The 15,188-nt window shown below is 37.6% G+C and carries 12 protein-coding genes and 2 pseudogenes (1 of these 14 cut by a window edge); 7 read left to right on the top strand and 7 right to left on the bottom strand.

Features of this window, described 5'->3' with window-relative positions:
* Positions 1 to 46 precede the first annotated feature (46 nt).
* From QUG14_RS12785 to QUG14_RS12770, 4 genes are all read right to left on the bottom strand, one after another.
* Positions 47 to 1,027 carry an NADPH:quinone reductase gene (locus QUG14_RS12785; RefSeq protein ID WP_289340912.1) on the bottom strand — a complete coding sequence of 327 codons (981 nt, stop codon included), beginning with the start codon at positions 1,025 to 1,027 and terminating at the stop codon, positions 47 to 49.
* A 243-nt stretch (positions 1,028 to 1,270) separates the two neighbouring features.
* Positions 1,271 to 2,344: an FUSC family protein gene (locus QUG14_RS12780; protein WP_289340911.1), complete on the bottom strand. Its 1,074-nt coding sequence runs from the start codon at positions 2,342 to 2,344 to the stop codon at positions 1,271 to 1,273.
* A 190-nt stretch (positions 2,345 to 2,534) separates the two neighbouring features.
* Entirely contained in the window at positions 2,535 to 7,004 is a 4,470-nt protein-coding gene (locus tag QUG14_RS12775) for a glutamate synthase-related protein (RefSeq protein WP_289340910.1), read from the bottom strand.
* 296 nt (positions 7,005 to 7,300) lie between these two features.
* Complete coding sequence (locus QUG14_RS12770) at positions 7,301 to 8,596, bottom strand: glutamate-1-semialdehyde 2,1-aminomutase (RefSeq protein ID WP_289340909.1); 1,296 nt, start codon at positions 8,594 to 8,596, stop codon at positions 7,301 to 7,303.
* 180 nt (positions 8,597 to 8,776) lie between these two features.
* Here QUG14_RS12770 and QUG14_RS12765 point away from each other — a divergent pair, with 180 nt between their 5' ends.
* Together QUG14_RS12765 and bcp are read left to right on the top strand one after the other, a co-directional pair.
* On the top strand, positions 8,777 to 9,178 hold the full coding sequence (locus QUG14_RS12765; protein WP_289340908.1) for a potassium channel family protein: 402 nt from the start codon (positions 8,777 to 8,779) through the stop codon (positions 9,176 to 9,178).
* 76 nt (positions 9,179 to 9,254) lie between these two features.
* The gene (gene bcp / locus QUG14_RS12760; protein ID WP_289340906.1) at positions 9,255 to 9,725 is read left to right on the top strand and encodes a thioredoxin-dependent thiol peroxidase; all 471 of its coding nucleotides are present in this window, start codon (positions 9,255 to 9,257) and stop codon (positions 9,723 to 9,725) included.
* A gap of 80 nt (positions 9,726 to 9,805) precedes the next feature.
* Here bcp and QUG14_RS12755 read toward each other — a convergent pair.
* Positions 9,806 to 10,868: pseudogene (locus tag QUG14_RS12755) on the bottom strand (RNA-guided endonuclease TnpB family protein).
* Positions 10,869 to 11,125: 257 nt separating this feature from the next.
* Positions 11,126 to 11,899 carry an IclR family transcriptional regulator gene (locus tag QUG14_RS12750; RefSeq protein ID WP_289340905.1) on the bottom strand — a complete coding sequence of 258 codons (774 nt, stop codon included), beginning with the start codon at positions 11,897 to 11,899 and terminating at the stop codon, positions 11,126 to 11,128.
* A gap of 141 nt (positions 11,900 to 12,040) precedes the next feature.
* Between QUG14_RS12750 and QUG14_RS12745 the strand changes: the two genes are divergently transcribed.
* The 4 genes and pseudogenes from QUG14_RS12745 (at position 12,041) to perR (ending at position 14,122) form a co-directional block, all read left to right on the top strand.
* The gene (locus QUG14_RS12745; protein WP_289340904.1) at positions 12,041 to 12,457 is read left to right on the top strand and encodes a TetR/AcrR family transcriptional regulator; all 417 of its coding nucleotides are present in this window, start codon (positions 12,041 to 12,043) and stop codon (positions 12,455 to 12,457) included.
* A 12-nt stretch (positions 12,458 to 12,469) separates the two neighbouring features.
* A pseudogene (locus QUG14_RS29875) lies at positions 12,470 to 12,601 on the top strand (LmrA/YxaF family transcription factor); the annotation flags it as partial.
* A gap of 422 nt (positions 12,602 to 13,023) precedes the next feature.
* On the top strand, positions 13,024 to 13,581 hold the full coding sequence (locus QUG14_RS12740) for a cob(I)yrinic acid a,c-diamide adenosyltransferase (RefSeq protein ID WP_289340903.1): 558 nt from the start codon (positions 13,024 to 13,026) through the stop codon (positions 13,579 to 13,581).
* A gap of 103 nt (positions 13,582 to 13,684) precedes the next feature.
* Positions 13,685 to 14,122: a peroxide-responsive transcriptional repressor PerR gene (perR, locus tag QUG14_RS12735; RefSeq protein ID WP_289340902.1), complete on the top strand. Its 438-nt coding sequence runs from the start codon at positions 13,685 to 13,687 to the stop codon at positions 14,120 to 14,122.
* Positions 14,123 to 14,156: 34 nt separating this feature from the next.
* Here perR and QUG14_RS12730 read toward each other — a convergent pair whose 3' ends face one another.
* The gene (locus QUG14_RS12730) at positions 14,157 to 14,507 is read right to left on the bottom strand and encodes a YgzB family protein (RefSeq protein ID WP_289340901.1); all 351 of its coding nucleotides are present in this window, start codon (positions 14,505 to 14,507) and stop codon (positions 14,157 to 14,159) included.
* 153 nt (positions 14,508 to 14,660) lie between these two features.
* Here QUG14_RS12730 and QUG14_RS12725 point away from each other — a divergent pair, with 153 nt between their 5' ends.
* Positions 14,661 to 15,188: the 5' portion of a nucleotidyltransferase-like protein gene (locus QUG14_RS12725; protein WP_289340900.1), read on the top strand. Its footprint extends 348 nt past the window's final position; only the first 528 of its 876 coding nucleotides appear in the window; the start codon lies at positions 14,661 to 14,663; its stop codon lies off the right edge, out of view.

Genomic DNA, 15,188 nt, shown 5'->3' with positions numbered 1-15,188 from the left:
AATGCCCCCGGTATTTATTGAATGTTCTATTAAAAATCATGCTGAATTAGTCAATTATTAAAACAAGTTTACCATTTCCTATACCTTGTGCCAGCTGTTCAAAGCCCTGTGAAGCTTGCAGGAGTGTCAAAGTTGTACCAATAATCGGACTAAGTGCGCCACTTTGGAGCATGCCCATTACACCATGAATGCATTGTTTGTATTCATCTTTCGGTGTGTTCCAAAGGGCAGTTGCTAGAATGTCACATTCCTTTTGCATTGCAAGACGTGGATTAATTTCGATAGAACCACGATTTCCAACTATTACAATTTTACCAAATGGTGCAATCAGCTTTAGGTCTGTCTCTAGATTAATATTTGCTAAAAACTCAATAATGACATCAGGTCCATTGCCCTCAGTTAGGGCTAATACATCTTCAATCGTTGCTTCTGTCACATGATCAATGACCACATCAGCGCCAGCTTGTTTGACCATTTTTTTACCCTCTGGTTTACTCGCTGTACCAATCACTTTAGCACCGTATGATTTCGCCATTTGCACAACCTGTAATCCAACCCCGCCACTGGCCCCATGAATAAAAACGGTTTGACCAGGCTTTAGACAGGCACGTTGAAATAATGCCCGGTATGCAGTCAATGCTGGGACTCCTAATGCTGCACCTTGTTCAAAAGTTACATGTTCTGGTAATGGATGAACCGATGTTGCATCACAGACGATTTTTTGTGCAAAGGTACCAGTACTTTTACTTTGCATTAAGGATGCTATAAATACACGATCACCAACGCTAACATTAGTGACTTCTTCTCCAATAGACTCGATAATCCCTGCGCCGTCTAATCCTGGGGTATAAGGCAGTTGAGGTATACTAAACGCATATGTACCTGTTAATGTGTAAATATCACTCGGATTGACTCCCGCCGCATATAAACGGACGCAAACCTCTCCTTTTCCTGCAACGACATCCTCAACATCTGTATAGACTAAGTTCTCAGGTCCACCAAATTGTGTAACTTGAATTGCTTTCATCTTACCAACCTCCTTGAAGATATTATACCGAAAATTTTAGAATTCACAGTAATATCTAGGCTTATTAAGAACAGGTGCTTCAATAAAGAATAAAAATAGCCTGTATCAATGATATGATCAATGATACAGGCTTAATTTAGATGGAAATTGTCTTTATTATTACCCTGTTAATCGCGCATTGCTCTGTTTCATAATAGAACCAAATTCTCTTTAGCTGTTGATCCTGCTACAAATAAGTCCTCCTTATTCGATTTCCTTCTGTTCAATGGATATCTCATTATGATGAAAGGAATGAAAGCTAGTTATCAACGTATCAAGGTGTTCGACTTGCTCCCCGTAATCAATGATAGAAGAGATAATTTGCATAGTATGATATAAATGAAGGTCCTCTTGATTGGAATAAAGCTTTTGGTGTGTCAAAAACAGGTCAAATAGTTCTTTTTTATTAATACAGTTACTAGTCTCGCTATCTATGGGGGTAGGTACTTTCCCAATAAACCGGAGCATTAATTGTTCATGATGATAAATGACACTGTCAAGTTGTTCTTGTATTGACTGTTGAAAGCTCTCTGGCAGATGAAGCAATTCATTTTCAAATCGATGAAGTTTTTTTAATGTATCAAGCGCCCTTTTGGCCGTTGAGGTCATTTGTCTGAAAATCACTAGTTTTCTCGATTTCTCTAAACTAATCTTTCTAAAATAACTTCTTTCTTCTTTATACATTAAATAAAACTGTCCCATTTTTAATAAATTATCTTTTAATTTTTCGATATCGGCTTTCAGTAAATTATGGTCGAAGTCATGACGAGTGCTTAAACGGATCCAACGGATAATTTCTTCTGTTGTCCCAGCTATCTTAAAGTAAAGCTTATTTTCATATTTTGGCGGCAGAAATACAAGGTTGACGACAAACGCGGAAAAAACTCCAATCATGATGGTTGAGAATCGAATACCTGCAAAAGGAATAAAGTCAGTTCCAGGAGTTTCCATAATTGAAACCAAGGTAACGAGTGATAGTCCAATCGTATTTTCAATTTTTAATTTTAGGTTGATGATAATAACAATAATTGCAGCTAGGCCAATGATAATAATATGATTACCTAATAGAAGAACAAAAATGACTGCGAGTAATGCACCTATTAAGTTCCCCTGTATTTGTTCAACTATCGTTAAATAAGAACGATAAATGGTTGGCTGAATGGCAAAGATTGCAGCAATACCTGCCAATACAGGAGCGGGTGAGTCCAGTAACTGTGCTAAATAAAGGGATAAAACAATTGCAATTCCCGTTTTGAAAATTCGGGCACCTAACTTCATTCTAAATAAATTCCTTTCAAATTTAAGTGGTTTGTGCTTAGTTTACTAGGTAACGAACATTTACGTACTATACATGGATTAAAACATTTAATCAAGAGATATTATATGAATTTAATCAAGTAATAGTTAAAGATATTTTCATAAACTCAAAAAAGAACGTCCGGCTAAAAAGCGGACGTTCTTTTATTAATTATTCAGTTGAAACAGCTGGGTCGGCTTGTTCTTTTACAGGAACAATTTGAATAAAGTGATCTTCTGGGTTAGAAAGAAGTGCTCTAAGCTGATTGGCTTCTTCAGTCTGACCATCTTTAGCCAGTACATCTGTATATTTACCAAGAAGCTCCTTCACATCTTTTTTGCCGTTTTCACTTAAGCTAAGGACAGAAACTTTAGCACCTTTAGCAATCCTTCTCATAATCGCTTCTGCCGTTAAACCGACTTCAGGCTGGTGGCGGACATAAACGACACCACCGGTCATCCCGGCGCAAATCCATGGTCCTGGATCTCCTAAAACTAAACCGCGGCCATTTGTCATGTATTCAAATGCAAAACCTTTAATATTTGCATTAGCACCAATATTTCCAGCTTCTTTTTCAGGAAGTGGCTGTTTAACAGAGCCGCCAATAATTAAATCAGCACCAGAAAGACGAATTCCTGCACGAGCGTCAGCGTTACCTTGGGCTACTAATAGACCTTTTTGAGCTCCATAGCCGAAGCCTTTTCCGACAGAACCATTATAATAGCTGCCATTTTTTCCTTTTGATTTAAGAATAAAGATATTGCCGCCAAAGGATGTTTTTCCAACACCATCTTGACCGCCGCCGTTTACAGTGATTTCAATTCCCCCGCTATTATAGGCACCTAAGCCGTTTCCAGGAATTGAACCATTCTTGTACTTAAGTTGTACAGGAGGGAGCTGCTGGTATGAACCATCCAGTCTTCCGCGTACACGATGACATGAAACTCTGCTGCCTAAAACTCGCTGTTCAGAGGTGACAGAATCGAATTCACGAGAAGAATGTAATTGGTCTACGCTTGCGTCTAAATACTCAGCACCAACGGCAACCTGCATTTGGACTTCTTGAAAAGCCTTTGTTTCTTCTGTTTTTGAGAATTGGCTAATTTCTAGAGATTTTAATAGGTAGGAAAGGCTAAGTTGATCCTTTCCTTTAACCTGTTCTAATAAATCAGAACGTCCAACTGCATCTTGTAAATTTGTAATCCCAACAGAAGCAGCCAGTGCTTTTAACTCACTTCCAAAAGATGAAAATAGATTCATGATCCCATTGACAGCTAAGTCCAGTTGACGTGGAACAAAGCGGCGAAGTCCATGTTCCTTAGCTTGAACTTCAGATTCAATTTGGGTAGCAATACCAACATGACATGTATCTAAATGACATCCACGGCAAGTGGTACAGCCGATTGCCAACATGGAAAGAGTTCCAAAGCCTACACGGTTAGCACCAAGGAGCATAACCTTCATAACGTCCAGGGCACTCTTCATTCCGCCATCTGCCCATATTTCTACTTTATTACGGAGTCCGCTTTCAAGCAGGGCATTATGAGCTGCTTTTACGCCAATTTCAACAGGTAGCCCAACATGCTGAAGTGCATGGATTCTGGCAGCACCCGTACCACCGTCAAATCCGCTTAATGTAATTATATCTGCGCCTGCTTTAGCGATACCAACAGCAATCGTACCGATATTTGGTACAACAGGTACTTTTACTGCAATTTTCGCTTGATCATTGCCCGTTTTTAATTCAAGGATCATTTGGGCTAAATCTTCGATTGAATAGATATCATGGTTGTTTGATGGCGAGATTAAATCTGAACCAAGTGTAGCGTTACGTGCTGCAGCAACCTTGGCAGTAACCTTTGAACCAGGTAAGTGTCCACCTTCACCAGGCTTCGCGCCTTGCCCAATTTTAATTTCTAATAGATTAGAAGAGTTTAATAGCTCAGCGTTTACTCCAAAACGTCCAGAGGCAATTTGCTGTCCTCTCGTTTTTGGATATTTTCCAAGCATATCCTTGATTTCGCCGCCTTCACCATTCAGGCTGACCATGTTTAGGCGGTCAGCACCTTCCGCATAAGCCCTAAATGCAATCTCATTTTGAGAACCAAACGACATGGAAGAGATAATAAATGGTAAATCATGCTCACCAACAGTAATATCAACATCCGCTGGTGAAATAGCTTGATTGTTTTTCTTTAATTGGATTAAATGACGAATGGTAGTTGGATTTTGCTCTTCTTGTTCGCTAATTTTATCACGATAAGCACTATAATCACCTGTTGCTGCAACTTCGCCGATAGCTTTCCAAATACGAGGGAAGAGGTGGAAGGTTTTTCCGACTCTTTCCTTTTCATTATGGTAATCTTCCGCTCTTTGAAGTGCATCATTCTTCATTGCTTCATAATTATTCCCGATTTCTTTCGAGCCAAAAAAGTTAACAATATTTAATACTTTGGCAACATCCTCGTGTAAACCAATGCTTGAGAACAGTCGGCCATAGCCCCGTAATTCGTGAATACCAATGGTAGAAATTACTTTTTCAAGCCCCTTAGATAAGGCACCATAAAGGTTCACTAAAGGTTTGTTGGATTCATCCAGAACTGTCATGAACATGTAATATGGGCTGATTAAATCAGCTCCTAATCCAAAAACAGTTACGATATCATGCAGCGAACGAATCGCAGCAGAGCGCAGCAAGATAGAACAATCCCTTCTTAATTCTGCCTTTACCAATGCCTGATCAATAGCAGATGTGACTAAATGCGGGTCAATCCAATAGAAATCATCCTGATGTGCGTTCGCATCATCAAGGACGAGTAAGCTCTTTCCAGAAACAACAGCTTGAACGGCTTCCTCTGAAATTCTAGTTAGGGCAGTTTCAATGTCCTCATCTTTTTTAAAGGTTGTTGAAATAAACGCAACTAGCTTTTGCTCGTGGAAATGCTGAACCACTTGATCGAAACTAGGTTGACCAATGGTTTCCGAACAGCTATAACCAGCTTTACCTTCTAATAGAAGGGGAGTGGTTAACTCGAGAACGGTTTTTGTTTTTTCATTTTTAAATAAAGCAGGGCGTTTTCCAATAATCACCCGTGTGGAAAAATGCTCCGTTTCACGGTCCCGGTCAATGGCAGGATTCGTAACGACGGCTACGCTTTCTTTAAAATAATCAGCAAGGTTTTTACGCTCTGGATTTAGAGCAGCAAGTGGAGCATCATGCCCAAGGGAACGAATAGGTTCGACTCCTTTTTCAGCCATTTGCTCGATTAATTGAATGTGGTCTCTTTCCCAGCCAAATGCTTTATATTGTCCATTATGGATTTTGTCCGGATAATTCATCGTAATCGTTTTTTCTAAAGCTGGTGCTTGTAACCGAACTCTTGAATCTTGCAGATTTAAACGTTTTGAAAAGCGGTGATAAACCTGTTTTTGGAATTGATTATGCTCGTAAACTTCTAATTTACTATTACTCCACTTGAAACCGACTTTTTCACCAGGAGCTAGAGGCTTAGGTTCATTTACATACTCACTTGAAGGAATGATTCCCGGTTCAGATGAAAATAAATAAGAAGTCTCGGTTTCAAGCATCCAGAGTGGACGGAGTCCTAGTGCATCTACACTAAAAACTGCCTCATCACCATATCTAGAAATAATACCCGCTGGACCTTGGGCAAAATGCCCCCATGCTTCGCGAATATAAGTATATAAATCTTGTAAATCTTTCGAGTAGGCTTTAATTTCGTTGATAATTGGCGGGAATAAAAGATCGATTGCCTCGAATAAGGTATATCCTTCACGACAAATTAGTGTTTCTATTGTCCGGCTTAAATCTTGTGAATCACTGCCGTCCTTTACAAGTGGGACGCCAATCATTCTTGCTTCGTCACGAAGCTTTGCAATCGTATTAATTTCTCCGTTGTGGCCAAGCACACTAAAAGGCTGAACTCGGAAAAAACTAGATAATGTATTGGTGGAATAACGATTATGACCAAGTGTGACGGTTGATGCAACGATTGGACTAGCTAAGTCCTGGTAGTAGCGAGGGAGAATATCACCAGCCCCCATTACTTTATAAACAGCATGATTTTGGCTTAAAGAAGCAACATGAACAAATTCATTGGTTTCAAAATCAATAATTGCTTCAAATAAAACCTTATTTAATTCTTGCCCTGCCTTTTTGGAGATACAGGCAAATTGCCAGAAAATTGGGTCTTCTTGGATGGCGATTGGGCCAAGAGCGCTTGAATCGGTAACTTGATTTGTTTCAAAAATGATTTCTAAATTGTAGTTTTCTAGTTTTTGAAGTAATTCTTGTTTCGTAGAGTTCCAGTTAGCTTTTTGGCTGATAAAAACATGACCAACAGCAAAACTCTCATTGTCTGCTAGTGAGGAGTCAACATTAGCTTTTTGTAATTTTTCTTTCCATAGGGCCCGAGGAATATCAACATGTATTCCAACACCATCGCCCTCACCGTTTATAAAGCCAGCACGGTGATTCATCGTTACAAGGGCATCTATGCAATCAAAAATGTTTTTTCTTGTTGGCTGCTTGTTTTTTTCAAGACAAGCTACAATTCCGCAGGCATCGTGTTCATGCTTATGGAAATCTTTAAAAAGGGAAGGGTTCCATCTTTCTGTCATATAAATTGGCTATTAGCGGAAAATCCTCTAAAGCCGCTTCACCTCCTATTTAGCTATTAATGTGAGAAATGTTGACACAAAAAACGGGGCACAATTAAACGAATTGTGTGAAAATAATATTTATATTATCATAAGAATTTTCAGAAATCAAATAAATATACAAAAAAGTGGATAGTAAATTCAGGGGACAAAGGGGTGAATTGAATAAAAAAAGCACTAATGTAAACGTTTTCACGACGTTCGTAGAAACATAGAGAGTGTTTTACACTCTCTATGAGTGAATGAAAAATGTATATTTATTCGTTTTTAAGTAGAGAAAATGCATTGTTTACCGCGTGTAATGTAGCTTCAATATCCTCTTCTGTATGAGCGATGGTTAAAAACCAGGCTTCATACTTTGAGGGTGCTAAGTTTATTCCTTGATGGAGCATATGCTTGAAGAACTTTCCAAACATCTCACCATCGGTATTTTCGGCTTGCTCATAGTTCTCAATTTTCTCATTTGTAAAATATACAGTAAAAGCACCTTTTAGACGATTAATGGTAATTTGAATACCATGTTCTTTGGCAGCCGCTAGTATACCTTCTTCAAGCATGGCTCCTAAACGATCAAGGTAGTCGTAGATTCCGTCTTGCTTTAATACCTCCAAACAAGCAATCCCTGATAAAATGGATGCTGGATTCCCGGCCATCGTTCCCGCTTGATAGGCTGGTCCTAGTGGTGCAACCTTTTCCATAATTTCCTTACGGCCACCATAAGCACCAATAGGCAGACCGCCGCCAATTATTTTTCCAAGGGCAGTTAGATCGGGTTGAATTCCTAATAAATCCTGTGCTCCTCCATACATAAAGCGGAAAGCTGTAATAACTTCATCATAAATGACAAGTGCTCCAGCTGCGTGGGTAAGGTCATTTACCTGTTGCAAGAATCCAGGTTTTGGTTCAACAATTCCGAAGTTTCCAACAATCGGTTCCACTAGAACTCCTGCGATTTGGTCTCCCCATTTTTCTAATGCTTCTTTAAAAGGTTCAATATCATTAAATGGAACGGTAATTACTTCTTGGGCGATACTCTTTGGAACACCAGCAGAATCAGGAGTCCCCAGTGTGGACGGCCCTGAACCAGCTGCAACAAGAACAAGGTCAGAATGTCCGTGATAACAACCAGCAAACTTAATAATTTTGTCTCTGCCTGTATAAGCACGGGCAACACGGATTGTTGTCATTACCGCTTCCGTACCTGAATTTACAAAGCGTACTTTTTCTAGAAAAGGCATTGCTTCCTTCAGCATTTTTGCAAATTTTACTTCATGCGGGGTAGGAGTGCCATAAAGAACACCACTCTCCGCTGCCTTTTTAATGGCTTCAGTAATATGAGGGTGGGCATGGCCTGTGATAATAGGGCCGTAAGCAGCAAGGAAATCGATGTACTGATTTCCGTCGACATCCCAAAAATAGGCGCCTTGAGCGCGCTCCATTACCACTGGGGCACCGCCGCCAACAGCTTTATAAGAACGAGAGGGGCTGTTTACACCTCCAACAATATGTTCTAAAGCTTCATTATGTATTCGTTCAGAATTTGTAAATTGCATTCCTTTTCCTCCTTGAAATGGATTCCTTCCTATAATAGCACTTTTTTCTTGTACTTCTATTTGTTTTTACTTTTAAAAAAACTTCATCACTCTCTTCCTATTATAATGATGATTGTTGATATTTTATCGTCCAAGCCTGCATAGAATGAGATTAACTGACTTCTACCTGAGGTGCTGCTTATGTTCTATTTCTTATTACCAATCGTAATCTTCTGTATCTTTATGAGTATCAGGACGTTGTTTATTCCTAACACAATAAAAGGAAAGTTTGTTTCGATCGAAAATGCTCTTTTTTTGGGTTCTATCTATCTAACTGTTATTCTCGGATTTGGACTCATCTATTTGTTGTTTGAATTAAAAGGAATTTCATTGCTTGTAGAAGTAAATCATGAAAACAACTATAACCTGTTTGAAACAAGCTTTTATTTTAGTGCAATGACATTATTTTCTGTTGGAAATGGAGATGTGATTCCACACGGCCTCGGAAGGATGGTTGCTGTGGTAGAAGCTTTGATTGGCTATACGATGCCAGCGGCCTTTGTAGCTCGTGCATTGATGGACAGAGAAGTTAAAATAGACTAAAACCTTAATAGTTGTGTTGTAGATAAAGTTTGGTTAGGCTATGGAAGAGAATATTTTCCATAGGAGGTTTTAGATCGTGACTGTTGAGTTAGGAAATCAAGCACCGGATTTTGAATTGTTAGCTAGTAATGGTGAGAAAGTAAAATTGTCAGATTTTAAAGGCAAAAATGTTGTATTGTATTTTTATCCAAAGGATATGACACCTGGATGTACTACTCAAGCATGTGATTTTCGAGATTTTCACCAGAACTTTGCGGAGTTAGATTGCATTATTATTGGAATCAGCCCTGACCCTATCGAGAAACATGAAAAATTTATTGATAAATACAAATTGCCATTTTTACTTTTATTTGATGAAGATCATAGAGTTTCTGATTTGTATGAGGTTTGGAGACTAAAGAAAAATTTTGGAAAAGAGTATATGGGGATTGAAAGATCGACATTTGTTATTGATAAGGACGGTAAGATAGCGAAAGAATGGCGAAAAGTGAAAGTCAAAGGGCATGTGGAGGAAGCCTTACAGTATGTAAAAGAGAATCTATCTTGAACTACTCACCACTTAACACCCTAACGGGTCGTTTGAAGTGGGAGATTCCTAAGTAAAGAAGCCTATCGGCTTCTAATTTATTAGGCTAGCCCCGTAGTTCCTACGGTTAGAAGCCTTAGCGCTTCATTTTTAAGATTTTGTCCTGCGTTAATATCTCGGTCGTGATGTGTTCCACAAGAAGGGCAATCCCACTCACGAAGATTTAGATTCTTAACGTCTTTGTTTTGGTGACCACAATAAGAACATAGTTGAGAGCTGGCAAAGGTTTTAGATACCGCAACTACTTCTTTGCCATACCATTTTGCTTTGTACTCTAGCATTGTGCGAAATTGTGACCAAGATACTTCACTGATGGCTTTTGCTAACTTGTGATTTTTTTGCAAGTAGTCTTTTCTTGCATTTGTGATTTTCTCATGGATACGAGCTACTTTCCGCTTTTGCTTTTGAAAGTATTTTGCTTCATCCAATTTACATTTTCGTTTCAAAGCTAACTGTTGTCGTCGGGAAAGAATACGCTGGGCATCAACTAGCTTCTTTTCTAATGTACGAAACCATTTTGGATTACCAAACACTTCAACATTTGAAAGAATCGCAAAGTTTTTTAATCCTAAGTCAACGCCAACGGAAGAGCCTGTTTTGTTTATATGTTGTACGTCCACTTCTGCAAGAATGGATACGAAGTATTTGCCACTTGGATTCCGTCTAACGGTTGCATTCAGAATCCGCCCATCCACTTCACGACTTTTGGCAAAGCGAAAAAGACCAAGTTTAGGTAACTTTATATTGTTGCCTACAATGGCGATATTCTTATTTGTTTCCTTTGTTGTGTAGGTTTGAAGCTTATTCTTTTTAGACTTAAAGCGAGGTGCTTTATTCAGCTTTTTGAAGAATCTGGTATACGAATCAGCAAGATTTTTTTATGAGGACTGGAGCGCAATGCTATCAACTTCTTTTAGCCATACTAATTCTTATTTTAATTGTGTTAATGCAGCAGAACAAGAATTGTAAGTTAATCCTTTGCATGTTTCTTTGCCCTAAAAAGCGATTAAATACGAAACGACTACATCCGATTGGTTTTAGCAATCAGGATTTCCTGTTCTTTCGTTGGATAATACGAAATTTGTAGGCTTTGTTGACTAACATTACGTTCACCTCACTTCCTAAAGGAATGTATGTTCCTATTATACATTAGTGAGAGAAGTTTTGGCTATCGCCAACCGACATTCATCTCCCCCTTATCGTTGGGCTTCGCCCTTCACACGCTTGAAGAGGGAGTCTTCTGTCGGGAAATGATAAAAGGCCTCTTGCAAAAAGTTACTATGCGACAGACTCAAAGTGCTTTACTTCTATTAGGAGTAAAGCTTTTTATATGGCCAGAAATAACCGGGGGAGATACCCGCTTATTTCACTTGTAATTTATAGCCGAAACTAGCTGAAATTTCTTTGCTGATTGACAGTAAAAATTGAGATAGTTCATTATTTTCATCTTGTGGGATAGACTCTGAAAAGCCTACAACGGTTACAGACCCAAGGAGTTTTTTCTGATAATTTAATACCGGGATTGCTACCGATGATACGGATGGTACCAGAGGTTCTCTAGCGAAGGAAATTTCTTTCTCGCGTATGATTCGGCATTCGTCTTTAAGGAACTCTATCTTTTCTTGCGGGATTTGCATAAACTCTTTCTCTTTCCATTCGCGGCTCATTTGCTCATCCATGAAAGCAAAAAACAATTTGCCTGATGCAGAACGAATGGGAAGTAAGGTTCCTATTTGAGCACCAATATTTATACCTCGATTTTTGTTCAATTCTCTAACAATCATAGGACCATTATTGGTCCAGCTTGAAAATAGAACGGTATTTGAAAATCTCTCGTTGATTTCATGTATAAAAGGGGTGATTCGATCGATAACATTTTCTTGATCCACAGCAGCCATCCCATATTCAATCAACTTGCTCCCCAATACATATTCTCCCGTATCCTTGTAACGATAGAGAATGCCTAATTGTGTGAAGGTATTCAAATATTTATAAAGATTACTTTTTGTAATTTGAGTTAATTCTTGAATGTCAGTAAATTTCAATGGTCTTCCTTGTTTAGCGATTGTTTCTAAAATGCCCATCCCTACTTCTAATGATTGAATGGTCGTCCCTTTTTTAATGACTTCTTCCATATCGAACCTCCTAAAGACCCTAAACCTTATATTATCATAGCTAGTGTTGTAAACAATTATAGTGAAATTCTTGGAAAATGGAAAATTTTATTGCTATAGTAATAAAAAGACCTTTTGGTATGAAGGAACTTTTTCTATTAAATGGATACAAAGTTACAGATAATTGACATTTCGATACCGCTTTTCCAGCAAAAAGGATATAAGGGTGTAGGAGTAACCGAAATCATAAAAGCATGTAACATTTCAAAAGGTTCGTTTTATCATCACTTCCCAAATGGCAAGGAAGAATTACTCATCGCTTGTCTTAAATCAATTGATGAAACGATTACTACTCATATGAAGGATATTTTTAAACAATATTCTTCGACTCAAAAAGCCACACTCGCGATGATTGACATTTTAATATCGGACTTTGAAGACGAAGGAAGGATTGTAGTTTCTACTTTCACCAGCATCGTTAGCGAAATAGGTTCTCTTAGTGAACCAGTTCGAATAGCCTGTTCGGACCTTTACCTAAAGATGCAGAGTATATATTGTACAAAACTCGAAGAGGACTGATTTTCAAAAGAAAATGCAAATTCAATAGCTCTCATGATGATTGCTTCTATTGAAGGGGCAATATTGCTTTGTTTAGCAAAAAAATCAAGTGATCCACTAAAAATAATCTCCCTTGAATTACCGAAAATACTGCATAAACGGTGATGAAAATTGCAATTTTTTTATTATTTATGAAATAATTTTATATAAATGGTTAAGCTGTCTCAAGGTCATAAAACTGGCTAAAAAGGCAGCTTTTCTATATGAAAAATGTAAAATCACATTAATACAAGGGGAAATTCAAAAGAAAATGGAGAATGGAATTTGGCGTTATTATGTATAGCCTATTTTCTAGAGAAGAGGCATTTGTCCAATGCAAACCACTGTAGAATGAATATCATTTTATTAGGGCATACCTCCTCAGATAAAAACTTTTCGGGTCGATAATCGACCCTTTTTTTTATGTATCATGATGTATTGGCAGTTTATAAGAGGAGTTGAAGAAGAAAACTAACCATAGTAAATGAATACAATGGGTTACGTACATATATTTTATAGAATAAATGAATTTTAATGGAGGAGATAATATGAAAATTTATACAAAAACTGGTGATAAAGGGACTACCTCACTAATATATGGGCAAAGGGTTGCAAAAAATGATTTACGAGTGGAAGCATATGGTACGTGCGATGAAACAAACTCAATGATAGGACTTGCATTGAGTTATATACATGGTGAATCTTTTCAAAAGAAAGAATTAATAGAGAATACGTATCATAAAATACAAACAAATCTGTTTCATGTTGGAGCGGAACTGGCTACCCCTAAAGGGAAGGAAGTAAAGTGGTCTCTTAAGGTAAGTGATATTGAAGACATGGAAAATCAAATCGATGAATTAAATGAATCACTCCCAGCCCTGACTAATTTTATCTTGCCTGGAGGTCATTCAGCTGGTGCAGCATTCCATGTTGCACGAACAACAGCTAGAAGAGCAGAAAGATGTGCAGTTTCTATAGGGGAAGAAGTAAATCCTCTTGTGTTGGTATATTTAAATAGGTTATCTGATCTCCTATTTGTAACAGCTCGATTTGTTAATCATGCATTGGGTATAAAAGAGCAACCACTGCATCAAGAAAAAAATTAAGCAAATACCCGATTATGATATAACAATATTGACAAAAGTATTAATTCCTTAGTAAACTAATTATAACAATTATAATTTAAGAATATTTTTGGAATAGAGGTGCATGGCGATGAACCAGTTAAAAGAAGCCTTAGAAACTTTGAAGGAAACAGGGGTACGAATTACTCCACAACGTCATGCGATACTTGAATATTTAATAAACTCGATGTCACATCCTACAGCAGATGATATTTATAAAGCCTTAGAAGGAAAATTTCCTAATATGAGTGTGGCGACAGTTTACAATAATTTACGAGTATTTCGTGAAGTAGGCTTAGTAAAAGAATTAACATATGGTGATGCTTCTAGTCGCTTTGATTTTGTTACAACACACCATTATCATGTAATTTGTGAAAACTGCGGGAAAATCGTAGATTTCCATTACCCAGGGTTGGATGAAGTTGAGCAACTTGCATCGCATGTTACAGGATTCAAAGTGAATAACCATCGTATGGAGATTTACGGGACTTGTCCTGAGTGTACAAGTAAAGAAGTACATTAATAAAGCGAAAAAAGCCGATAAGTAAAATCGGCTTTTATTTTTTTGACTTTTTATTATAAGATTCATCAAACTCTTTACCTACAAGACTTGGGTCAAGTGTCAGAGGTTCTCGGCAATACATACACATATCCACTTTTCCGAGCATTTTCGTATGTTTCCCACAACTTGGACATGTTACTTGTATCGTTTTAGTTGATAACATACCAATCCAAAAATAAACAACAGTGCTTGCGATAATAAATAAAAGTCCAAAAAGCATAAAAATGGTCATAATAAGTGGAGAGTTGCGAAAGAATATTCCACCATACATAACAATAAAACCGATAAATATTAAGGATAAAGCAAAACTTCGAATTTTATTTATTTTACTTGAATATTTAACCATATAAATCTCCCTCCTAGAAAAACTATACCATATTTATATCTAGGGAAAAAATGTTAAGTTGGAGAAATGTCGAAATTTGTCTTCTTGATAAGAAGGAGATTTATTTTCACTGTCGAACATATAGGTTATCGAAAATAATGGAGGAATGAACGAATGAAAGACATTCTTCGGCCCATTTATCAGGAGCGGGCTAGTCAATCCAATACACTTGGAGTATTAATGATAGAAAAAAAACAAAAATCAAGCCATACCACAGATACTTTTGATGTAATCCTTTTAATAATTGTAAAAGAGGGAGAGCAGCCGTTATTAATAAAGCATTATACTTATAATGATAGTAAGGCAGCTATGCACATCGTTACGGAGGATCAATTAAAAGATTGGCTTCTATTAGGCACGAATCGAAAAATATTCGAATGGATTCAAAATGCAAAGATATTATTTGATCGAAATGAATATATAGAAAATTTAAAAACTGAATTACGTGAATTCCCCTTTAATGGAAGAAAGATAAAAATGGGCTTAGAGTTTGCAAAGTTGATAAGAAGGTATATCGATGGAAAGGCGCTCTTCGAAAACAAACAATATCTGGATGCCTATAATTATGTGGTTCATTCTTTGCATCACCTAGCTAGACTAGCGGTAATTGAAAATGGTCTTCACCCAGAATTAACAGTCTGG

The organism is Neobacillus sp. CF12, from assembly GCF_030348765.1.
Classification (GTDB): Bacteria; Bacillota; Bacilli; order Bacillales; family Cytobacillaceae; genus Neobacillus.
This window is presented reverse-complemented; position numbering and strand designations above follow the sequence as displayed.